This is a genomic window from Actinokineospora cianjurensis (assembly GCF_003663795.1).
GTDB classification, from domain to species: domain Bacteria; phylum Actinomycetota; class Actinomycetes; order Mycobacteriales; family Pseudonocardiaceae; genus Actinokineospora; species Actinokineospora terrae.
In genome coordinates this window covers 107068-121350 of record NZ_RCDD01000006.1, presented here as the reverse complement: position 1 = coordinate 121350, position 14283 = coordinate 107068, and the positions used below count along the sequence as shown (strand labels likewise).

Below are 14283 nucleotides of genomic sequence, written 5' to 3'. Positions count from 1 at the left end.
CTCGGGCGAGCGCGCCACGAGCACCTCCCTGCGCGGGCATGATCCCGATCAGGTGTGGACGGTCGAGGGCCGCGTGCCCTCCTCTCAGCCCGGCGTGCCGGACTCCCGTGGCAGGGTGAGCGTACGCCTGCGGTTGGGGCCAGGATGGGGACCATGGCTGAACTGCTGAGCGACCCGGAGATCGGCAAGGCATTGGGCAGGCTGCCGCGGTGGCGGCTGGTGGAGGGCGGGTTGGTCCTGGTGGCGGAGTTCGCCGACTTCGCCACCGCCATCCGGGTGGTGAACCGGGTGGCGGAGCTCGCCGAGAGCGCCGAGCACCACCCGGACATCGACATCCGGTGGAACAAGGTGACCTTCCGCTGCTCCACCCACTCGGCCAACGGCGTCACGGCCAAGGACACCGACCTGGCGACCGAGATCGACGGGGTGGTCAGCGCCGTCGACTAGGGGCACGGCGCCCGGGCGTCCCCGGGCGCCGCCTCCCCAGGGGCTCAGGACCGGAACGGGCCGGTGACCTCGTAGGTGATGCCGCCGAAGACGTTCCCGGCGGTGCCGCGCTGGGAGGAGAAGTAGAGCCTGCGGCCGTCGGGGCTGAACGCCGGGCCGGTGAGCTCCGAGCCGGACTGGCCGGTGACCCGCAGCACCGGGGCGACCAGCGCGTCCCGGGTGATGATGTTGATCTCCATGTCGCCGCCGTCCTCGGCGACGTAGAGGTCGCCCGCGGTGGAGCGGGTGATGTTGTCGACGCCGGTCAGCGTGGCTGTGCCCGGCGGGACGAGCGAGTCGTCGTAGGCGAGGGCGATGCTGGAGGTGTCCGGGCGGTAGGCCCACACCCGGTTGTCGCCCTTGGTGGTGAACCAGCAGGTGCCCGCCGCGTAGTGGCAGCCCTCGCCGCCGTTGAACCGCTTGGCGGCGCCGACCTGCTTGCGGGTGGTGATCGGGAACCCGTCCGGGTCCGGCACGCGCGCCCAGCCGACCTGGCCGTCGACCTGGTCGTCCGCGCCGGTCATGACCTCCAGGACGCCGCTGGAGAGCTCGCCCCAGGTGTTCGGGCGGAAGCGGTAGAAGCAGCCGTCCGGGGTGTCCTCGGTGAGGTAGAGGTACCCGTGGTCGGCGTCGGCGGCGCACGCCTCGTGCTTGAAGCGGCCCAGCGCCGGGCGGGCCACGGCGGGCCGCGCGCCCCACGGGTCGGTCTCGAAGACCCGCCCGTAGTCGATCTCCTCGCAGGACAGCCAGGTGCCCCACGGGGTCGCGCCGCCTGCGCAGTTGACGTTCGTGCCCGAGAGCGTGCGGTACGCGCCGGTGACGCGGCCGGTCGCGTCGAACCGGACCGCGCCGACCCCGCCGACGAGCGGGACCTCGCTGTTGGACACGTAGATCCACCCGGTGCCGTCGGCGAAGCAGGCGCCGCCGTCGGGGGCCGGGTGCCAGAAGTAGTCGGTGCCCGCGACCTTCTGGCCGGTCCGCGCGATCACCCGGCTGCTGAAGCCGACCGGGAGCTGGATGCCGTTGGCGTCGGGGGCCAGCAACGCGCCGTACGGGCTCGGTCCTGGTTGGGCTGTCGCGGCGAACGCGGTGCCCCACGAGGCCCCGCCGACGACGGCCGCGCCACCGACGACGGCGACGCGCAAGAAGTTCCGGCGCTGCATGGTCAGACTCCGCTCTGCTGGGCGGTGTTCTCGCGTCCGTGCGGACCGACCGTAACCGCGCCTGGTGACACCCAGCGTACGTCGAGGTGTACGGGGCACTGCGGGAATCGTTCCCCGCAGAAAGCGTGTCCATTTTCTGTCCACCCGAGTGTGGCTCAGCATTGACCGAAAATCGCGAGCAACCGGTTCCAGGTAACGATCGCGCGAATACATCAGGCCACCGGGCGATCTTACTTGTAACGATCTCGCAGGGTGCGGGGACTACCTAGTCAGAGCGATGATCGCGGCGATCCGGAATGCGGCCGGACCGCGGTGGGATCTCGGCCGGACACGGCCGCCGGAATCGCCGTCAACCATTTCCCAGGACCGAGAACCACTTCGAGAACCAGGAACGACAATGAGCACCGGTGGGACGGGAACGACCTGCCCGGTGTGCCTGCTGGCCGATCCGGTCGGCACGCACTGCCCCGGGTGCGGGTGGGTGCTGTCGGCGGGCCCGTGGGCGGGCGCGCCGTCGCGGGCGCGGGCGGAGTCCTTCGCCGCGGCGTTCGAGCGGGCGTGCCGCGGGTGGGACCTGGCCGCGGCGGCGCTGGCGGCCGGGTACCCCGAAGCGGGTGATCTTGCCAGGTTCGAGCGGTTGACCGGCCTGGCGCGCGGACCCCGACCGGAGCGCGCGGACCTGGTGGCGGCGGTCGAAGCCTCGACGGTCAAGCGGAAGGCGCTCGGGACCGTCGCCGAGGTGATCACGCCGCTCCTGCTCTCGGACGCGGTGGTCGTGGACATCGCCGCGTCCGGCATCACCGTGGTGCACCTGGGCACCGACCACCTGGGACGGCCAGGGGTGCGGTCGGCGCAGCGCTGGTGCTGGCACTCGCTCGGCCTGCCCGATGACGACGACCGCGCCCGGTTCGCCTTGGCAGGCGGGGAACCCGTGGTGCTGGACCTCCCGCGGTGGCCGGACGGCGCGGTGGTGCTGAACCGGCTCGCGGGGTGGCGCGCGCTCGACGAGACCCTCGACCCGTCCGGTGTGCACGTGGTCGGTGCCGACGAGCCCGCGATCGACGACGCCCTGGTGTTGGAACTGGCCAAGGACGTGCCGCAACGGCACGGCAGTGGTCTGGTCCTCATCGATGTCGCGGCCGACGGGCGCACCACCGTGGTCGTGCAGCCGTTGTTCCCCCAGGGGGCCACGGCTGCCGACAGCCCGGAAGCGGTGGTCCGAGTTGCCGCTCCACCGCAGGACGAGCCGGTACTGCTCGCTGTCGTCGCCGGGTCGGCTGGCACGCCGCCGTGGCGCCGCACGCCGATCAGCACGACGACGGTGGAACTCGCGCCGGACCGGGAACACGCGGTGCGCTTCCGGCTGACCGGGCCGTGCACCGTGGAGGTCGTCGAACCGGACGCGGAACCGGCCCCGGCGGCCTGGACCGGTGCGATCGACCAGGTGCCCGCGCGGTACCGGCGCCACGACAGCGCGGCCGACCTCGTCGTGGCGGTCGAACTCGGCGGTTCGGCGTTCGCCCGAAGACAAGAACTGGCTCTAGCCCTGGTCGACGCCATCGAGCGGGGACACCCGGCTCCGGCGTCGGTGCGGGTCGCCGTGCTCGCGTACTCCGACCACAAAGGACGGATGCCGCAGCAGGTGCTCGCCGTGCGCGAGTTCGGCGGAGTCGCCACGGCGCGGGACTTCCTCGACGACCTGCGCGCCACCCCGGTGCTCGACCCGCGCGCGGCGCCGGTGGAGGACGCGTTGTGGGCGGCGGCAAGCCTTCCGTGGCGCTCGGTCGCGCGCACCCTCGTGGTGCTGGGCAGCCGACCGCCGCACCCGACCGAGCACTGCCCCAACGGGCACCGTTGGGACGACCTCGTGCGCAGGCTCGAACGCGACGACGTCCACCGGGTCGCGGTGTGGGACCAGCCGGAGCGCCGCGACCCCGAGTCCGCCGAGTGGACCACCGCGGCCTGGTCCGCGTTGACCAGACCGCACACCCCGTTGCGCGCGGACTGGGTCGCCGCGGACCGGCTCGCCGCCGACGCCCGCGTGCTCGGCCGCACCGGCCCGACCGCCACCCTGCCCTTCCCCCTCACCAGACTCCCGCAGGAGGAACCCCGATGAACGCAACGCGGCACGATCCGCCCGGGGACATCCGGATCGGGTTGTGGGGACCACCCGGCAGCGGCAAGACCACGTTCCTCGGCGCCCTCTACATCGCCGCGACCCGCCACGTGGGGCCGTACAAGTGGTTCATGACCGGCATGGACGACCCGTCGGAGAAGTTCCTGATGGAGTCGGTCCGGCTGATGACCCACGAGCGGACCTTCCCGGTCGCCTCGGAGGCACCGACGCGGTTGGGGTTCCGGTTCACCGGGCACCGCAAGGTCAAGAAGCGCAACGCGTTGGGCATGCCGGTCGAACGGTCCGAAGTGGTCGAGTTCGTGCTGGACGTGCTCGACGTGCCGGGTCGGTTGTTCGGCGGCACCGGCGCGGGGGCGGCCGCGGACCCCGACTTCTCCCCCGGCGGGCTCGCCTCGGCCAGCCCGCGCAACCACGAGGAGGAGCAACTGCTCGACCACCTGCTGCACTGCCAGGGGATCGTCTACCTGTTCGACCCCAAGCGCGACAAGGAGAGCAGGGACGCCTACTACTTCTTCCAGCCCGTGCTCGCCCGGCTGGCCAGGCACGTGCTGACCACCCACCGGCAGGTCAACGGCCACCTCCCGCAGCGGGTCGCGGTGTGCGTCAACAAGTTCGACGAGCAGGACGTGTACACCGAGGCCAAGCGGTACGTGGTGCAGGACGCGCACCGGCCGCACATGCCCAGGGTGCCCGACGCGCGCGCGGCGGAGTTCTTCCAGCGCCTGTGCGCGGACCCGAAGAGCAACAGCGACCTGGTCGACCTGGCGCTGCGCAACCACTTCCGCGAGCTGAACTACTTCGTGACCTCCTCGATCGGCTTCTACCTCGCCGACGGCCGGTTCCGCCCGGACGGCGAGCGGAACATCGAGGTCAAGGACGGCAAGGAGCGCATCCTGGGCCAGGTGCACCCGATCAACGTGCTGGAGCCGCTGCTGTGGCTGCACGACGTCGTGCGCAAGCAGGAGAAGTGGTGAGCCGGGCCGCCCTGCGGCTGGACTGGGCGCTGTGGGGCAAGCGGCAGTCCACACGGGACGACTACGCGGTGCTCGCCACCAGCGCGGGCCCGTTCACCCCGGCGCAGTTCGAGTCGGTCATCACCCACAACAACCCGGGCAACTCGCCCGCGGCCGAGTCCGGCCAGGACGCGCTGCCGTGGGTGTGGTTCGCCCAGCCGACCCTCAAGGGCGTCACGTACCTGGGCATCGGGATCCGGCAGTGGACCAACGACACCGACCGCACCGGGCGGCGGATCGCGATCACCAGGTTCTTCTCCCTGCCGGTGGCCGAGGCCCTCGACCTGGGGTTCGCCGACCTCTACCACACCGTCAAGGGCATCGACCTGGGCTGGGACGTTCCGGAACCGTTCCAGGGCAAGCAGATCACCGCAGAACCGGTGATCTCGACCGAGCCGCAGCGCCTGAGGCTGCCCACGGCCGCCATCGCGGCAGCGGCTGTGCTGGAGAACCCGGTGACGCTGATGGGCGGTGGTGACCTGACCTTGTCCCAGCGGCTGACCGCGCTCGACGGCGTCGCCAACGCGTTGCCCTCCGGTACACGCACCTGGCTGAGCGCGAGCACGTGGTCGAACGTGGCCGGGGTCTTCCGGTTGGCGTTCACCGACCACAAGAGCGCGGACGACACCCCGGTGGAGGTGTTCGGTGATGTCCAGCCGGAAAGCGGCTACGGGGCGGAGTTCGTGCGCATGTACCACGAACACCCGAACCTGCTCGCCTACCTCAAGCGGCGCCGCGACGTGACCACTCCGGACACCTCGCTCGTCGGGGCCGCGCTGGGTGAGATCACGCTGGCCGCGGACGTGGTGGCATTGGCGTCTTCCGGTGTGGTCCAAGGGCACCACCTGCGCAGGCTGGTCCAGCTCGGGCTGTTCCAGGAGTACTCGCGGGCCGAACGGCAGGCCGTGCTGGCCTCGTACCTGTGCGAGGCGTCGCCCGAGGACATCACGCAGGACGAGGAGATCCTGCGCACGCACTGGTCGGGCGCCCTCGACGAGACCCTGCGCGAGCGGGTGGCCGCGGCGGTCGGTGATGCCCGGTTTCCGGTCGCTGGACTTGAGCCGTTCGCCCGGTTGGCGCTCGCGGTGGACTCGCTGGACCCGTTCGGTCAAGGTCTGGTTCCGGCGGGTGTGGTCGAGGATCCGTCGACGGTGAGGGCGGCGGAGGTCGTCGTCGAACTCGGCAAGCAGGAACAGTGGGCCGCGGCGCTCTCGTCCGTGGTCGTCGACTCCCTGCCGCTGTCAGTCCACGTGGGACGGTTCTTGCTGCACGGCGAACCGCAGGAGGAACACGCGGCACTGCTTCGCGAGCTAGACCAGATCGGGGCCGCAACGGCGTGGCAGACGGTGCGGATGCCGTTCATGGAGGAGCTGACGCCGAGCGAACCCGACCTGGCCGCGTTGGACAGTGCCGATGGGGGCGCGTTGGCTGTGCTGCTGCGCAAGTCCGAGGCACGGCCGGATCGTCTACGTCAGGTGATGTCCGCGTTGTTGCCGCTGGCGCATGAACGTGTGCGCCAGGGCGGAGTACCGACGTGGTGGGCCCCTGTGCGGGCGTGCGAGCTGGAACCCGCGCAGGCCGCCTACCGGGACGTCATCGACCTCCTCGCGGGTGAACAGGTGGAGTTCGGCAACACACCCGCGTACCGGGCGGCGTTGGTGGAGTTCGGCGTCACCGAGCGGGGGCTGGTGGCCGCGGCGGTCACGGGTCAGGTCGAGCGGGACTGGGACCTGCTCGACGTGCTGTGGGACCTGCTGCACGAGGGCGTCGAGGAACCGGACGTGCCCGAGGCGGTGGTGACCGCGCTCGCTGACGCCGTTCTCGCCGACGAGCAACGTTACGAGACCATGCGGCGTTGGGACGGGTACCTGCGGCGGGACGAGCGGGTCGACGCCTGGCGGACGCTGGTGGAGCTGACCGCCGAGACCGAGGTGTCCACTGTGGTCGACCTGCTGGTGGTCTGGTGCACGCGGCGGTGGCCGACGAACACCGCCGTCCGGTCGGTGGTCGCCTCGGCGTGGGAACCGTCGGCGGTGCAGTGGCTCGAACTGGCGCAGGCCGTGGCGAACCGGACCGAGGGGTCCGTCGAACTCCCCCGGGCGTTGCTGACCGCGCACGAGTCCACCGCGGAACTCGTCGAGCCGCTGGCGCGTGCCCTGTCACTGATCACCGGCGCCCTGCGCGACCTCTCCGCCGAGCCCGCGGTGCGGCAGGCCCTGCCCCGGCTCGCTGGTAGCCGGGACGACCTGGACCACCTGGCCAGGCAGTCCGACCACTCGTTCTGGCGCATGCCCCGCTTCCGCGGCGGTGGCCAGTGACCGGGCAGGCGGTCGGGATCGACCTGGGCACGGCGCGGACGAAGATCGCGACGGCCGGGTCGGTGCACGAGTGCGCGAGCCCGCCGCTGTCGGCGGGCTCGGCCACCGGGATCGCGGAGCACGGGTCCACCAGGACGGCGGCGCGGCGGTTGGCGGTGTTCCTCGGGAACCTGTTCACCGACCTGGTGCCGGTGGTGCCCGCGAAGGCGAGCGTGGTGCTGGCCGTGCCGGACCGGTGGGCGGTGTTCGGGGCCGACTCGGTGATCTCGCCGGAGAGCGGCCAGACCGGGCAGGTGCTGCTGCGGGTGCTGACCGACGCCGTGGGATTCGCCGATGCCCGGCTGGTACCCGGCCTGCAATGCGTCGCGGCGGCGCAGGCACGACCGGGTCGGGCGGCCGGGCCGTTGCTGGTGCTGGACGTCGGCGCGGCGACGGTGGACGCGGCCGTGTACGTCCTCGACGGGCCGACGACGCGGCTGGTCGACGCCGCGCACGGGGACCTGACCAGCGCGGGGTGGCGCGAATCGCCGAGCGAGGCGGCGGCTGCGGCGGTGAAGCGACTGCTGGGCCGGTTCGACGGAACCCTGGCGCCGCACGCGGTCGTGACGGGCGGCAACGCGACGACGGCGACACTGGAGGCGATCCGGGCCGCCGCAGGGGGGCGGATCTCCTCGGCGCGCTGGGCGGACGCGACCGAGACCGCGCGGGGCGCGCTGCTCATCGCCCAGGGCGAGTCGACCGCGCTGCTGGCGTACCCGCACGAGGTCGCCGTGGTGGCGCACCTGATCAAGAACGGCGTCCTGGAGACCACCACCTTGCCACTATCCGCCACGCCCACCCGGCTGACGGTGACCGAGGACCACACCGCGCCGCTCCCGGTCGTGATCCAACTCCACCGCACCGGCCCCTGGCTCCCCGCCGGGCTCCCCACCGCCACGGCCCCCGGCAGCCACGACCTCACCCTGCACCCCAGGCACGGCACCTACGGCGCGCTCCAGATCGGCACCCGCCTGCACCACCTCACCCCCGTCGAGGAGGCCGGATGATCTCCCTGCTCACCGCGGCCGCCCTGGTCCTCGCGGCGCAGACCGGGTCCGCCGAGGTCTACCGGGACCTGGGCCTCGCCGACGCCCCGGCGGAGTTCGTCGTCCTCGTCGACACCTCAGCCTCCATGGCGACCGACCACCGGTACGACAGCACCCGGGAGGCCCTGCGCGGTCTGCTGAACGCCTTGCCCGCGAGCGACACCGTCACCGTCATCACCTTCGACACCGACCCCCACGTGGTCGACCTGCCCCCGCAGAACCGCCCGGCGGCCGTCGACAGGATGCCGCCGCCGATCGGCGAGGCGACCGACACCGGCAAGGCGATCAGCCTTGCCGTGGACATCCTCAAGACCTCCACGGCAGCAGGCGGCGGGGCGATCGTGATGCTGACCGACGGCAAAACGGCCCCTCCCAACGCAAGCGCGTACTCCTCTCCCGATTCCGCCGCTTGGCGGGACCTGGTGGGCCGGGGCCGGGAACTGGCCGACCGCGTGCGTGGTTTCACGATCCCGCTGGCGACCGGGGAATCCGGCAAGAGCCAACTCCGCACCGTCATCCCGGACACCACCGTGCTCGGATCGGGCGACCCCGACCAGATCGGCCCCCTGCTGGAACGCCTGCGGGTCCAGTTCGTCCGGGCCAGCGCCGCGAGCAAGCTCCGGCAGGACGTCACCGGTGGCATCGATGTCGCCTGGCCCGGTTTGCCGCAAGATGTCGACCTGGGTGAGCCGGTCCCGTTCGAGGTCGAACTCACGTCGAACACCAAGTACCTGCCGCTGATCGTGACCAACACCAGGGTCGAGCTGTCGGGCGGCACGGCCACCGGCCTGCCCGACCGGATCACGCTCAAGCCCGGGGAACGCCGCCGGTTCACGCTCACCGCCGACGTCGAAGTCCTCGGCAGCACCAAGGTCGGCCGCCAGCGCGCCGACATCGACGTGCGGCCGCGGCTGGTGGGCACGGTCGACACGCCGTGGCGGTCGGTGCTTGAGTCCGAACTGGACCTTCCGGTCCTGGTGCGCCCGCTGGACGCGACGACCGGCTGGGTGGGCACCAAGACCGTGGGCATCAGCCTGGCGCTGATCTGGCTGCCGATGCTCGCCGTCGCGGTGCTGGTGATCGCCGGGTACGCGCGGTGGCACCGGCGCAAGCCCAGGATGCATGGCGTGCTGATCGCCAGCTACGACGGGTGGCGCGCCGCGTACCGGCTCGACGGCAAGCGGGAAGTCCGGTTCGCCAGGCCGAGGGTGGCGGGTGAACGCGGCGAGTACGCGGTGACCGGCACCGGTGGAGGGCCACCGCAGATCGTCTACACCCCGCACCGGGGCGAGCCGTTCGAGCCGCGGCGGTGCCTGGTGGACGACGAGCTCATCGTGCACGGCGTGTCGATGCTCTACCGGGGCGGGAGGAGTTCCGATGACTGACGCACCACTCGGCCCGGAGATCACCTGGTTCGACGTGGACCGGATCGCGGTGCCGACCGGGAGCCGGATCACCGTCCGGTGGCGTACGCGCGGCGCGTGGGGTGTGCGGATCACGGCACCGGGCGGCAAGCACTTCGAGTCCACGGAAGCGCTGGGAGAACGGACTTTCAAGCTCACAGCCAGCGGCCTCGTCTCGGCGAGGGCGTACGGCGAGGGCAACACGTACGACGAGATCACCCGCGTGGTGGCGGCCTTCGAACCCGCGACCAGGATCCCCCTGCCGCTGGTGGACTTCCCCGGCCCGCCGACCCCGGTTCTCGGTGGTTCGCACCCGATCCCGATCGACCTGACCCCGGTCACCCTGGCCCTCCGGTCGCTCGGGTTGCCCGACCGGCCGACGAGGGTCTCGTTGTCCGCGAGTTGGGTGACGCCCCCGAGCGAGCTCTGGTCGACCGGTGTGGTCACCGACGCGGGCCGCTGCGCGCGCGGCGGCGCGGCGACCCGGATCATCCGAAGCCTGTTCACGGCATGGCGGAGCCCGTTCGCGGTGCGCGGCCCGGCCCCGTTCACCAGGAGGACCCGGTGATCCGCAGGATGCTGGCGAGGCTCGCGGGCGCGCACCTGGAGACCCTGGACCGCTCGCCGGTCGACCGGCCGAGGTTCACCACGACCGGCGGTGTGCTGCTCACGACCGCCGCCGTCGCCGCGGTGTCGGCGTGCTTCGCGATGGTCATGGCCGTGCACGCCCCGCTGTGGGCGGGCGTGGTCGGCGGCATCGCCTGGGGCGTGGTGATCCTCAACCTGGACCGGCAGCTGATCATCGGCATCAGCAAGCAGCACAGCGCGTTGCGCAACCTGCTCACCGCCGTGCCGCGGCTGGCGCTGGCCGTGCTGCTCGGCGCGGTGATCTCCACCCCGCTGGTGCTGCGGATCTTCCAGCCGGAGATCGACGCGCAGCTGACCGTGCTGCGCGCCGAGCGGACCGCGGCCTTCGAGCAGCAACTGACCCAGAACCCGACCATAGGTGGGATCCCGGCGCTGGAGCAGCGGCAGGCCCAGGCCCAGGCGACGGCGGACCGCAGCGCGCAGGCCGTGGCGGAGGCGGATCCCGCCGTGCAGGCGGCGGAGAAGAAGGCCGCGACCGCGCTGGCGACCTACACCGACGCGCGGCAACGAGCGCAGTGCGAGATCGACGGCACGTGCGGGACCGGGACTCCCGGGATCGCCGAGGCGGCAAGGGAAGCGGTGCGCTCCCGGGACATCGCGTACGCCGACTACCAGGCTGCCCAACGGGAGCTGGAGACGACGCGGGCGAACGCCGTCGCGAACGCTGGGACCACCTCGGCCTCGGCGCGGGCGGAGGCACAGCGGCTGACCGACGAGCTCGCGGCCGCCCGTGCCACCAAGGAGAACGCGCAACGGGAGTTCGCCGCCCGCACCGCGTCGGACGACGGTCTGCTCGCCCGGCTGGAGGCGCTGGGCGCCCTGGCGGGCGACCGGTCGGACCTCGCGTCGGCGCAGCTGTTGCTGTTCCTGCTGTTCCTCTCGATCGAGGTGCTGCCGGTGCTGGTGAAGCTGTTGCAGGTCACCGGACCGCCCACCGCGTACGACCTGATGGTCGAGGACTTCTCCGAGTCCGCGCGGCGGGAGTGGGCCAAGGAGATCTCGCGCGCCGAGTTCGTCAAGGACGACATCCAGCAGCGCCAGGCCGATCTGGAGCACGACGCGCTGCACCGGCAGTACGAGGCCGGGTTGGTGGCCAACCAGCTGCTGGTCGCCGAGCAGGCCGAGCTGGCCCGGCGGACGATCATGCGCTGGTCGCACGCCGCCGACGCGCGGGCGGCGGCCGAGGTCAACGGCTGGTTCGGACCGGGCCGGTGACCGCGGCCTTCGGCCGGTACCGGGTCGAGGGTCTGCTCGGCCGGGGCGGCATGGGTGAGGTGTACCGCGCCTACGACCCGCTCAACCACCGGTACGTGGCATTGAAGCAGCTGACCCGGGACCTGGCGCACGATCCGCTGGGCCGGGTGCGGTTCGAGCGGGAGATGAGGTTGCTGGCCAGGATCCAGTCGCCGCACGTGGTGCCGGTGCTCGACTTCGGCCAGGTCGACGGCAGGCTGTACCTGGCCATGGAGCTGCTCGAAGGCGATGACCTCGACGACGTCCTCGACCGCGGTCCGCTGCCGGTCGCGCGGGCGGTGGACGTGGTGTGCCAGGTGGCGGTCGCGCTGCAAGCCGCGCACACCGCTGGTCTGGTGCACCGGGATGTCAAACCGGGCAACATCAAGCTCGACGGCGACCACGTCTACCTGCTGGACTTCGGCATCGCCGTCAGCACGACCGGGACCACCGGGCTGACGAAGAGCGGGATGTTCATCGGTTCCGTTGACTACATGGCCCCGGAGCGGTTCGGCGCGGGGGCAGCCAGCGCGCAGTCCGATGTGTACTCACTGGGCTGCCTGCTCTTCGAGTGCCTCACCGGGCACAAACCCTTCCCGGGGAAGAACCTGCCCGCGATCATCAGCGCGCACCTCACCCAGGACCCACCACGACCGTCCACCCTGGCACCACAGGTCCCCTGGGCGCTTGACGAGGTCGTGGTCAAGGCGATGGCCAAGCGGCCGGATGACCGGATGCCGAGCGCGTCGGCGTTCATCGCGGCCGCACGGACATCCCTCGACACAACCACGGTGGAGCAGCCGGTGGAGATCGCACCGGCGGCGCGGCGCGGGTGGCGGGTGCCGCTGCTGTCGTTGGGGCTGGGCGCCTGCGCGGTGCTGCTCGCTCTGCTGATCCCATCGCTCAGCCCGATCGGGATAGTCAAACCGTCGCCGACATCGCTGCCATCGACAACACCGCCGCCTTCCGCTCCACCGACCGCCGAGATGGCGCCTCCACCGGCGGAGTGGATCAGGGGGACAGCGACGATCACGGGCTGCGGTGGGGAGTTCTCGACGCCGAACTCCACAACACCCGTGCTGCTGAGTTTCGAGAACGCCCGTGCTGACAGCGTGGCGCTGGTGGTGTACTGGGTGGACTTCGACGGTGCGCAACGGTTCTGGTTCTCGCTGCGCCCGGGGGACAAGGTCGACCAGCGGACGTGGGCCGGTCACCGGTGGGTGATCGCCGACCGGGCGTGCCTGGCGGTGGTGATCGGACCGGGGAAGGTCGTCGTCAGCTAGTCGCGGGCGCGCAGGGCGGTTTCCACGTCGGCGCGGGTGACGCCGAAGTCCGGGGCGTCGGTGAGGATGCCGAGCAGCAGGTGCTCGGGCCAGATCTTCTCGGCGCCGAGCCGCAGCGCCTCGCGGTGGCCGAGTTCGAGGGCCTTCTTCGCCTTGGCGGAGAACGGGATCGGGCCGTCGGTCGGCGCGTCGCCGGTGCCGAGGACGGCTTTCGTGGTCGCCTCGACCTCGGCCGGGGCGGGCACGAGCGCGGCCACGTCGGGATCTTGGAGCAGGGCGAGCAGCAGGTGCCCCGGCTGGATCTCCGGGAGCGCGGCGGCGCGGGCCTGCTCCTGGGAGCGGATGACGACCTGGCGGGCGCCGTCGGTGTAGCGGGCGAAGATCCGGACGTCCGCCTCGCCGGTGGCGGGGTCGGTGGGCACGAACCGCTTCTGCGCGGCCTGCTTGGTGACGCCGAGGCTGTCACCGATGGTGGTCCAGGACGCGCCGGAGCGGCGGGCGCGGTCGACGAAGTGGCCGATCAGGTGGTCGGCCACCTCGTCGAGGTGGCGGCCGAGCAGCGCGGCCTCGGTGAGCCGGTCGAGCGGGTCGTCGGCGCGGGCCTCGATGGCGGCGATCAGGTCGTCGAGCCTGGGTGCGTTCATGACGTCAACCCTAGGTTGACGATCAGGCTTCCGTCAACCCTTGGTTGACGCTGGCCGCGACCGCCTTCGCGTAGACCTCGCCCGCGAGCGCCGAGTACTCCCGGCTGTGCCTGCTGAACCGCTCCAACGAGACACCGCTGTTGACCTCCATGACCAGGTGCTCACCGTCGACCACCACCACGTCGACGGTGGCGAACCGCAGCCCGAGCGCGACCATGGCGTCCGCGCCGACCTGGGCCAGACTGTCCAGAGTGGACTGATCGGTGCACACCTCGGGTGTGGCGCCCAGGTGCAGGTTGTGCCGCCACTCGGTCGGGTCGGACCGGACCTTGCGGAACGCCAGCACCATCGCGCCGTCGAGGAACACGGTGCGGTACTCGTCGGTGATCGACAGGAACGACGACCAGGCGATGGCCCGGTAGCGGGTGGAGAGCTCACCGATGGCGGAGTGCAGTTCGTCGATCGTGCTCACCAGCCGAACCCCACGCCCCCCGGACTCGGTGTTGGGCTTCACCACGACGGGCAACTCCCGCTCCCACCGAATCGACGGCGACCCACTCCACCCCGGCCGCACCAACTGGTGGTCCACACACCCGACCTTCGCCGCCCGCAGCAGCACGGTCGTCGCGACCTTGTCATCCGCCGCCTTGGCCGAGGCCACGTTGTTCAACGGGAACGAATACCCGATGATCAACCCCCGGCTCGCCCCCAGGATCAATTCCCCGATCCAGTGCCCGCTGTGCCACGCGACCCGCCCACCCAACTCGGCCACCGCCCGCTCCACGTGCCGGACGAAATGCCGATCAGTGATCCCAGCCGACCCCACGACCCCGTCGAGAAATTCCTTCACGCACGCACCCCGTGTCCATT

12 protein-coding genes and 1 riboswitch are annotated in these 14283 nt (G+C 71.6%); of the genes, 9 read left to right on the top strand and 3 right to left on the bottom strand.

All coding sequences use genetic code 11. The annotated features are described in order from the left end of the window. Window positions 1-8: 8 nt before the first annotated feature. Window positions 9-119, bottom strand: a riboswitch (TPP riboswitch). A 34-nt stretch (window positions 120-153) separates the two neighbouring features. Beyond that, window positions 154-447: a 4a-hydroxytetrahydrobiopterin dehydratase gene (locus CLV68_RS27740; RefSeq protein ID WP_121394030.1), complete on the top strand. Its 294-nt coding sequence runs from the start codon at window positions 154-156 to the stop codon at window positions 445-447. Between the two features lie 44 nt (window positions 448-491). On the opposite strand, the gene CLV68_RS27735 is transcribed toward CLV68_RS27740, so the two are convergent. Further along, complete coding sequence (locus CLV68_RS27735; protein WP_121393853.1) at window positions 492-1649, bottom strand: alkaline phosphatase PhoX; 1158 nt, start codon at window positions 1647-1649, stop codon at window positions 492-494. 397 nt (window positions 1650-2046) lie between these two features. Here CLV68_RS27735 and CLV68_RS27730 point away from each other — a divergent pair, with 397 nt between their 5' ends. The 8 genes from CLV68_RS27730 to CLV68_RS27700 are packed head-to-tail and all read left to right on the top strand — an operon-like array spanning window position 2047 to window position 12769. After that, on the top strand, window positions 2047-3765 hold the full coding sequence (locus tag CLV68_RS27730; RefSeq protein ID WP_147460186.1) for a serine/threonine-protein kinase: 1719 nt from the start codon (window positions 2047-2049) through the stop codon (window positions 3763-3765). Continuing rightward, entirely contained in the window at window positions 3762-4760 is a 999-nt protein-coding gene (locus CLV68_RS27725; protein WP_121393851.1) for a hypothetical protein, read from the top strand. The genes CLV68_RS27730 and CLV68_RS27725 overlap by 4 nt, the downstream gene beginning before the upstream one ends. Then, window positions 4757-7117: a hypothetical protein gene (locus CLV68_RS27720; RefSeq protein ID WP_121393850.1), complete on the top strand. Its 2361-nt coding sequence runs from the start codon at window positions 4757-4759 to the stop codon at window positions 7115-7117. Before CLV68_RS27725 ends, CLV68_RS27720 begins: the two co-directional genes overlap by 4 nt. Then, window positions 7114-8163: a hypothetical protein gene (locus tag CLV68_RS34290; protein ID WP_170224623.1), complete on the top strand. Its 1050-nt coding sequence runs from the start codon at window positions 7114-7116 to the stop codon at window positions 8161-8163. Before CLV68_RS27720 ends, CLV68_RS34290 begins: the two co-directional genes overlap by 4 nt. Next, window positions 8160-9587: a vWA domain-containing protein gene (locus CLV68_RS27715; RefSeq protein WP_170224622.1), complete on the top strand. Its 1428-nt coding sequence runs from the start codon at window positions 8160-8162 to the stop codon at window positions 9585-9587. The genes CLV68_RS34290 and CLV68_RS27715 overlap by 4 nt, the downstream gene beginning before the upstream one ends. Beyond that, a complete protein-coding gene (locus CLV68_RS27710) occupies window positions 9580-10173 on the top strand; it encodes a hypothetical protein (protein WP_121393848.1) in 594 nt (197 codons plus the stop codon). Before CLV68_RS27715 ends, CLV68_RS27710 begins: the two co-directional genes overlap by 8 nt. Further along, window positions 10170-11468 (top strand): DUF4407 domain-containing protein, encoded by a 1299-nt coding sequence (locus CLV68_RS27705; RefSeq protein WP_170224621.1) that lies wholly within the window; start codon window positions 10170-10172, stop codon window positions 11466-11468. The genes CLV68_RS27710 and CLV68_RS27705 overlap by 4 nt, the downstream gene beginning before the upstream one ends. After that, on the top strand, window positions 11465-12769 hold the full coding sequence (locus CLV68_RS27700) for a protein kinase domain-containing protein (protein ID WP_121393846.1): 1305 nt from the start codon (window positions 11465-11467) through the stop codon (window positions 12767-12769). Before CLV68_RS27705 ends, CLV68_RS27700 begins: the two co-directional genes overlap by 4 nt. On the opposite strand, the gene CLV68_RS27695 is transcribed toward CLV68_RS27700, so the two are convergent. Continuing rightward, a complete protein-coding gene (locus CLV68_RS27695; RefSeq protein ID WP_121393845.1) occupies window positions 12766-13413 on the bottom strand; it encodes a Clp protease N-terminal domain-containing protein in 648 nt (215 codons plus the stop codon). The two genes, CLV68_RS27700 and CLV68_RS27695, sit on opposite strands and share 4 nt — an antisense overlap. 22 nt (window positions 13414-13435) lie before the next feature. Then, complete coding sequence (locus CLV68_RS27690) at window positions 13436-14263, bottom strand: ATP-grasp domain-containing protein (protein WP_121393844.1); 828 nt, start codon at window positions 14261-14263, stop codon at window positions 13436-13438. Window positions 14264-14283: the final 20 nt, after the last annotated feature.

Excerpts from the sequence above, each read along its gene's own strand:
- CLV68_RS27740 (WP_121394030.1), top strand. The coding sequence starts at position 154 with ATGGCTGAACTGCTGAGCGACCCGGAGATCGGCAAGGCATTGGGCAGG.
- CLV68_RS27710 (WP_121393848.1), top strand. The coding sequence starts at position 9,580 with ATGACTGACGCACCACTCGGCCCGGAGATCACCTGGTTCGACGTGGAC.
- CLV68_RS27730 (WP_147460186.1), top strand. The coding sequence starts at position 2,047 with ATGAGCACCGGTGGGACGGGAACGACCTGCCCGGTGTGCCTGCTGGCC.
- CLV68_RS27715 (WP_170224622.1), top strand. The coding sequence starts at position 8,160 with ATGATCTCCCTGCTCACCGCGGCCGCCCTGGTCCTCGCGGCGCAGACC.
- CLV68_RS27735 (WP_121393853.1), bottom strand. The coding sequence starts at position 1,649 with ATGCAGCGCCGGAACTTCTTGCGCGTCGCCGTCGTCGGTGGCGCGGCC.
- CLV68_RS27695 (WP_121393845.1), bottom strand. The coding sequence starts at position 13,413 with ATGAACGCACCCAGGCTCGACGACCTGATCGCCGCCATCGAGGCCCGC.
- CLV68_RS27725 (WP_121393851.1), top strand. The coding sequence starts at position 3,762 with ATGAACGCAACGCGGCACGATCCGCCCGGGGACATCCGGATCGGGTTG.